The organism is Methanoregula sp. (genome assembly GCF_002835825.1).
In the GTDB taxonomy this organism is placed as follows: domain Archaea; phylum Halobacteriota; class Methanomicrobia; order Methanomicrobiales; family Methanospirillaceae; genus Methanoregula.
This window is the reverse complement of sequence record NZ_PIZH01000104.1, coordinates 1-6,233: the sequence shown is the minus strand read 5'-3', so window position 1 is coordinate 6,233 and position 6,233 is coordinate 1. Positions and strand designations below refer to the sequence as shown.

11 protein-coding genes and 2 tRNA genes are annotated in these 6,233 nt (G+C 58.7%); all 13 read right to left on the bottom strand.

Annotated elements, in window-relative coordinates:
* On the bottom strand, positions 1-585 hold a 585-nt coding region (gene rpsB / locus CW742_RS05390), incomplete at its 3' end, for a 30S ribosomal protein S2 (RefSeq protein WP_292417533.1).
* Positions 582-1,769, bottom strand: a complete 1,188-nt coding sequence (eno, locus tag CW742_RS05385) for a phosphopyruvate hydratase (protein ID WP_292417532.1) — start codon at positions 1,767-1,769, stop codon at positions 582-584. The genes rpsB and eno, both read right to left, overlap by 4 nt.
* Positions 1,770-1,782: 13 nt before the next feature.
* Positions 1,783-1,956, bottom strand: coding sequence for a DNA-directed RNA polymerase subunit K (locus CW742_RS05380; RefSeq protein ID WP_015284525.1), 174 nt, complete (start codon positions 1,954-1,956; stop codon positions 1,783-1,785).
* A 46-nt stretch (positions 1,957-2,002) separates the two neighbouring features.
* Positions 2,003-2,077: transfer RNA gene (locus tag CW742_RS05375), tRNA-Pro, on the bottom strand.
* A gap of 24 nt (positions 2,078-2,101) precedes the next feature.
* Positions 2,102-2,290 carry a DNA-directed RNA polymerase subunit N gene (locus CW742_RS05370; RefSeq protein WP_292417527.1) on the bottom strand — a complete coding sequence of 63 codons (189 nt, stop codon included), beginning with the start codon at positions 2,288-2,290 and terminating at the stop codon, positions 2,102-2,104.
* A 30-nt stretch (positions 2,291-2,320) separates the two neighbouring features.
* Entirely contained in the window at positions 2,321-2,722 is a 402-nt protein-coding gene (locus CW742_RS05365; protein WP_292417525.1) for a 30S ribosomal protein S9, read from the bottom strand.
* A 10-nt stretch (positions 2,723-2,732) separates the two neighbouring features.
* On the bottom strand, positions 2,733-3,161 hold the full coding sequence (locus CW742_RS05360; RefSeq protein WP_292417523.1) for a 50S ribosomal protein L13: 429 nt from the start codon (positions 3,159-3,161) through the stop codon (positions 2,733-2,735).
* Positions 3,162-3,168: 7 nt separating this feature from the next.
* A complete protein-coding gene (locus CW742_RS05355; RefSeq protein WP_292417521.1) occupies positions 3,169-3,534 on the bottom strand; it encodes a 50S ribosomal protein L18e in 366 nt (121 codons plus the stop codon).
* Complete coding sequence (locus CW742_RS05350) at positions 3,531-4,361, bottom strand: DNA-directed RNA polymerase subunit D (RefSeq protein WP_292417518.1); 831 nt, start codon at positions 4,359-4,361, stop codon at positions 3,531-3,533. Before CW742_RS05350 ends, CW742_RS05355 begins: the two co-directional genes overlap by 4 nt.
* Positions 4,361-4,759: a 30S ribosomal protein S11 gene (locus tag CW742_RS05345; protein ID WP_292417515.1), complete on the bottom strand. Its 399-nt coding sequence runs from the start codon at positions 4,757-4,759 to the stop codon at positions 4,361-4,363. Before CW742_RS05345 ends, CW742_RS05350 begins: the two co-directional genes overlap by 1 nt.
* Before the next feature lie 3 nt (positions 4,760-4,762).
* A complete protein-coding gene (locus CW742_RS05340) occupies positions 4,763-5,362 on the bottom strand; it encodes a 30S ribosomal protein S4 (RefSeq protein ID WP_292417512.1) in 600 nt (199 codons plus the stop codon).
* A gap of 2 nt (positions 5,363-5,364) precedes the next feature.
* The gene (locus tag CW742_RS05335) at positions 5,365-5,826 is read right to left on the bottom strand and encodes a 30S ribosomal protein S13 (protein WP_292417509.1); all 462 of its coding nucleotides are present in this window, start codon (positions 5,824-5,826) and stop codon (positions 5,365-5,367) included.
* 34 nt (positions 5,827-5,860) lie between these two features.
* A tRNA-Ser gene (locus CW742_RS05330) sits at positions 5,861-5,944 on the bottom strand.
* Positions 5,945-6,233: the final 289 nt, after the last annotated feature.

Genomic DNA, 6,233 nt, shown 5'->3' with positions numbered 1-6,233 from the left:
GGTGAGCGCTGTGGAGATACCGCGGAGCCGGAGCATCTCGCGGGTTAAGAGGAAGTAGATCATCGAGAGCGCCTTGCGACCCTTGTTGTTGGTCGGGATGACGAGATCAACAAACTTCGTCATGTTGTTGGTGTCGCAGAGCGCAAGGACGGGGATCCCGCACTGGACTGCCTCGTTGATGACCTGCGCATCGCCGATCGGGTCAGTGACAACGACAACCTGCGGCTCGATATAACCGTCAAGGACAGGGTTTGTCAAAAGGCCCGGGATGAACCGGCCGGTTGCGGACATGGCGCCGATGGTGTCGGCGAACTTCTTGGCCGGGTACTGGCCGTACTGCCGGGACGTAACGACGAGGATGTTCGGGGCCTCGTACTGGCTTAAGAACTTCGCGGCAGTCTTGATCCGGTTGTCGGTCTCGCGGATGTCGAGAATGTAGAGGCCATCGCCGCGGACGCGGTAGATGAACTTCTTCATGTCCTCGCTCTTCTGCTGGGTGCCGATGTGGACACCGGCTGCGAGGTACTCCTCGACGGGGATGAGCGGTTCTTTCAGTTCAATTTCCATTTCTGTTGCTTGGGTCATAGCTGTTCCTCGATGCGTATCAGTTCGTTTAATTTTGCAATGCGCTCCCCGCCGACAATCCCGCACTTTAAGAATACGCAGGAGAATGCCGTTGCAAGGTGGGCGATGGTGGTATCGGTGGTTTCACCGGACCGGTGGCTCATCACCGTGTCCAGGCCGTTCTGGTGGGCGAGCTGCACCGCATCGAACGTGTCGGTGAGGGTGCCCACCTGGTTGGGCTTGATTAAGACGCAGTTTGCAGCATCGCACTCGATGCCCTGCTGGATGCGTTCGACCTGCGTGACGAAGATATCGTCGCCGCAGACCAGGCAGCGGTTGCCGACCTGGCTGGTGAGTTCCGCGAACGCGTCGAAGTCGTCCTCGTGGAGGGGATCTTCCACGTAGACAAGGTTGTACTTGTCCACGAGTTCCGCGATATAGGCGATCTGGTCCTCGGTCGAGCGCGTGGTCTTGCGGTACTTGTATGCTTTCCCGTCCCACATCTGGCTCGCCGCAACATCGATACCCATATCGACCGAGACTTTCATCTCGTCGGCGACTATTCCGGCCGCTTCGGCAATGAGCTCAAATGCGAGGGCATCGTCGATCTGCGGTGCCCATGCACCCTCATCACCCTTGCCAGCGGCAATTCCTTTCTTCTTTAAGAGTGCCTTCACCGTGCGGTGGACGGCAGCATTCGCAAAGACTGCCTCTTCTGCATCCGCTGCATCCCCGGGGACGATGAGGAACTCCTGGATCTCGGTCGCGTTCGCCGCATGGGCGCCGCCGCCGATGACATTCCCGAGCGGGAGCGGCATCTCCTTACAAAACGCCCCGCCAAGGTAGCGGAAGAGCGGCTGGCCGAGTGATACGGCTGCTGCCTTCGCGTTTGCAAGCGAGAGGGCGACGGCAATGTTCGCACCGATCCCTGAGAAGTCAGCGGTACCATCGATGTCCCGGAGCTGCTCGTCGAAACTCTCCTGGTCCAGCGCGTCCATGCCGATGAGGGCCGGGATCACGTTCTGGAGGGCGTTATCCACCGCTTCTGCCGGAGGCTTCACCTTTGCCTCAAGCGAGCCCGTACTGGCGCCGCTCGGGGCTGCCGACCTGCCGTGGCCGCTCCCCGTGTACACGTCCGCCTCGACCGTCGGGTTGCCCCGGCTGTCAAGAATCGTCCGCAGCTCGATTACCTCAATGATGGTCATATAGCCCGGTCTCCTACTTCCTCTTTACGGTAATGGGGATGGTGTTGTTGGTGAATTCCTCGATGGCGATCTCCAGCGGATCGATCCGTGTCGTGGTGATAAGTAACGGAGCACCCATTGATATCTGCAGAGCCCTTGCTCCAATGATCCTTGCCCGTTCATACCGGGTATAGTTCTGCGTCTGCATTCGTGTCCTCAAATCAGATGTTGTGGTTTTCCTTGAATGGTTGAAATGGGGTCGCTGAGATTCGAACTCAGGTCACTGCGTCCCGAACGCAATAGGATGGTCCAGGCTACCCTACGACCCCGCGTTCATACTGTCATCTTCCTTTTTACTGGTACGGGTTGAGCTCATCGATGATCTCTTTGTGCGTCAGGAGCATCCGGCGGCAGCAGTACCGCGAAATATTGAGATCGTCGAGGATCTTTCTGGGATCCTCGCCTTTCTCTCTCCTGACCCGGAACTCTTCCCATGCTGTGGAGATCGGTTTTCCACAGGTGAAACATCGTACGGGTATCAAGATATCTGACCTCTCATCATATCTTCTGGTTTAACGATAAGACTTTTGGAACTTGGCGCGGGCACCGGAGCCGTGCGGCTTCTTGGCTTCCTTCTGGCGCGAGTCGTTGACAAGGAGCGTCCTGTCGTAGGACAGGTAAATGTCCTTCATCGCGGGGTCGTTGTGCCACTGGACGATGCCGCGGGCGAGTGCCGTCCGGACTGCTTCTGCCTGACCCATCACACCGCCACCGGCAACATCGATGGTGACATCGATGCCACTGACTGCATTGGGGACGAGGAGGAGCGGCTCGGAGATCTTCATCCGGGTGGTGATCGACCCGTATGCATCGAGGGGGACCGAGTTAACCCGGATGACACCCTTGCCGGCCTTTAAGGTCGCTCGGGCGATTGCCGTCTTGCGTTTTCCGCTTGTGTTGATGATCTTTACCATAATGGCCACCTTAGAACTTTGCTCCGAGGAACGTGCTGACTGCACCGAGCGTGATGTGGTTCGGGTTGTTCAGGCGGTTCATGTGCGCATCCTCGATCACTTCCATCTCTTTGCCGACGAGGTCAACGGGAACCCCGACATAGCACTTGATGGACTTCATTGCCTCAACGCCCCGGGGGCGCTTGTAGGGGAGCATGCCACGGATGGTCCTCTTCATGAGGTGGTCCGGCCGGCGCGGGACGAACGGTCCCCAGTGGGATCCGGATGCACCGCGTTCGCGCTTGTGCTTGTAGTTCCCGAGCACCCGGGCCCTGCTGCCGGAGATCACGACATTCTCAACATTGACGATGGCGATCTCTTCACCCGCAAGGCTCCGCTGTGCTACGATGCTTGCCAGGCGCCCGAGAAGCAGGCCGTCTCCATTGATTACGGTTACCATGTCTTCTTCACCTCAGGATCCGGACACCGCTGCCCTTGGGGTTGTCCTTTATCAGCTGTTCAATGGTCATGCACTGGCCTTTCGCGTCCCTGATCTTGCTTGTGGCCGACGCGGAAAAGTTCAGCGCCGCGACCTTGACGGACTGCTCCAGCACGCCGCTCCCAAGGACCTTGCCCGGGACAATGATCGTCTCTCCGTTCTGGGCGTACCGGTTGATCTTGGACAGGTTGACCTCGGCATAGTTCCGGTTCGGGGTCTCGAGCCTGTTTGCAATCTCGCGCCAGATCTTCGCCTCGTTCTCGCGGCCCTTGTTCTTGAGGAGCGAGATGAGACTCGTCAGACGGGGGTTCGTCTTCTCAATGATTCTTGTCATTTCTTTTCATCCCCTGATAATTCGCCAAGCTGTTGTTCCAGCTCGTCTGCCTGCTCCCTGATAAACGACAGGGCACGATTCATGATCTCTTTTGCCGGCAGGGACCCGTCGCTCTCGACCACGAAGATAAAACGGTCGGGTTCGGCGGATATTTTTATTGCCGGCTCGTCCCCGATACCGCTCGCAAGGCATGCCCGTTCGCAGAGCCTGCACATGGAGCATTCGGGGAGCTTTCCTTCTGCAACCTGGACTTTCTTTCCCTTTGCAACGAGGATGTCGCGGGGGCACTCCTCGACGCACATGCCGCAGGCATCGCAGACGTCGCTGACGGTGATGACGGGGTGGTTCTTGTACCCGCATACCAGCGTTGACTGCCACTTTGCGTGCGCCTTTCCTGAGTTGAGGATGGCACGTGCCTCGATGACGAGTTTCTGCCCTTTCGTGAGTTTCACGATCGGGATGTTGTCATACACCGGTGCTGCGCCGGGGTCCTGCGGGATGAGGTCACTGGAGGTGACCATCCGGGGGCCCTCAACGCTTAAGGTGTAGGTAGCCGTGCAGCCGGGGCAGCCTGCCCCTCCGCACGAGCATGTGTCCTGGGTCGAGTAGACCGAGAGGTCGGTCTTTAAGGGGATGAGCCCGAGGCGGTGTGCCAGCATCTCATCGAAGAGTGCGCTCGTGTTGTCATAGATGCGCACATCCTCGATGGCGAGGGTTGGCACTTCACCGATCATTGCCCGCCGGAAGGCGTTGGCAAAGGCGGGGCTCGCTCCCGAGAGCGTGAATCGTGCGAGGGAGTCGTCCAGACTGGCGAATTCTATCTCCATCACACTCTCCTTCCACGCCGTCCGCCCTTGGGGCGGCAGGAGTCGTGGGGGATTGGGGTGACATCTTCAATACGGCCGATGCGCATGCCGGCACGGGCGAGCGCACGGATGGCTGCCTGTGCACCGGGGCCGGGGCTTCTCTGCTTGCCCTGGCCGGGTGCACGGACCCTGACGTGGACGCCGACGATGCCCTTCTCGCGGGCGGTCTGCGCAACGTTGCTGGCCATCTGCATGGCGGCGTAAGGTGAACTCTCGTTCCTGTCCTGCTTGACGACCATGCCACCGCTCGACTTGGTCACGGTCTCTGCGCCGGACAGGTCGGTGATGGTGATGATCGTGTTGTTGAAGGATGCGAAGATGTGGGCGATACCCCACTTTTCCTTCTCGTTTGCTGCCATGGATTACCTCCTCCCCCGGCCACGGAAGTGACCTTCGGGCTGGGGCATTGCCTTGGGCCCGGTCGCGGGCTTCATGATCCGGGTCTTCTCCGCATGGGAGTCGGAGACGAACGGGGAAGTGCCAAAGTAGGTGATCTGCGACTCTTCGCTGCGCTTGACAAGGTATCCGGGGATGTTTACCCGGCGGCCGTCAATCGCTACGTGTCCGTGGGTGATCAGCTGCCGTGCCTGCTTGACAGACCTGGCGAGACCCTTGCGGTACACGATGGTCTGGAGCCGGCGTTCGAGCGAGGCCTGGACCTTCAGCGAGAGGATAGCATCAATGTCCGCGTCAGGACCGAGGATCCCGCCGCGCTGGAGCGATGCTATCAGTTCTGCCTTCTTGGTCTCGTAGAGCGCAGCATCGGCAGCGCTCGAGCCGAGCGCAAGCAGGTGCCGGGCACCGGTCCGGTACTTGCGCAGGTAGGCCTGTGCCTTCCAGACTTCACGCTTGTTGCGGAGACCGTATTCGATGACGAGACGGGTCTCGGCCTCGATGCGGGCTTTCTCCCACGGGCGCTTGGGCGTCTGGTAAGACTTGTGGTTCTTGCCTGGGTATCCCATGATTACGAGCCTCCGGCGGACTTGCGCTTGACACCAACAGTCGATCCGGTCCTGCCGGTGGACTTGGTACGCTGGCCGCGGACCTTCTGGCCGGTCTCGTGGCGGATGCCACGGTAGCAGCGGATCTTCCTCATCAGGTTGACGTCCTCTTCCTTGGCCATCGTGACGTCGCCGCCAAAGAGGTGCTTCTGCTCACCGGTGTACACGTCCTTCGGGCGGTTTGCCATCCAGGACGGAATCTTGCTGTTGTACTGTTCAACAGCAACGCGGAGCCGGTCAACCGACGCCTCGTCCATGCGGCCGAGTTGTGCGTACTCGTCCACCTTTGCCATGCGGGTAATAACCGTGGCGGTATGCCTGCCGACACCCTTGATGCCGGTGAGAGCAACCCTCACGGACTTGGTACCATCGAGATCGGTAGTACCAACCCTTACGAAATACTTAATGTCTTCTTCCTGAGCCATCCAATCCCCTCGATTGTGAGACTGTCTCTTTTAGCGCTGAGGGGGAGATTTGAACTCCCGAGTCCTTTCGGACACAGGTTTAGCAAACCTGCGCCATACCAGGCTTGGCTACCTCAACAGAGGAATCTCGCATCTTTGCAGACACTCGCAGCGTAAACAATAACGCTGCTCCATGAATGGTGCTTTATTATATGGCATGGGAGGGGTAATAAGTGTTTTCTATAAACCGAGTCCTCTCAAGGACGAGGTTCGAGAAGAATCCCGAAGGGATTCTTCGATTTACCGAGTCCCACCAACGACTAAGGTTGAGAAGAAACCCGGAGGAATTCCTCGGCCTGACGGAATCCCCCGTTCTTAATTACAGTATATAATGTGCAGACCCTTTCAAATCCCACACACTACACTAT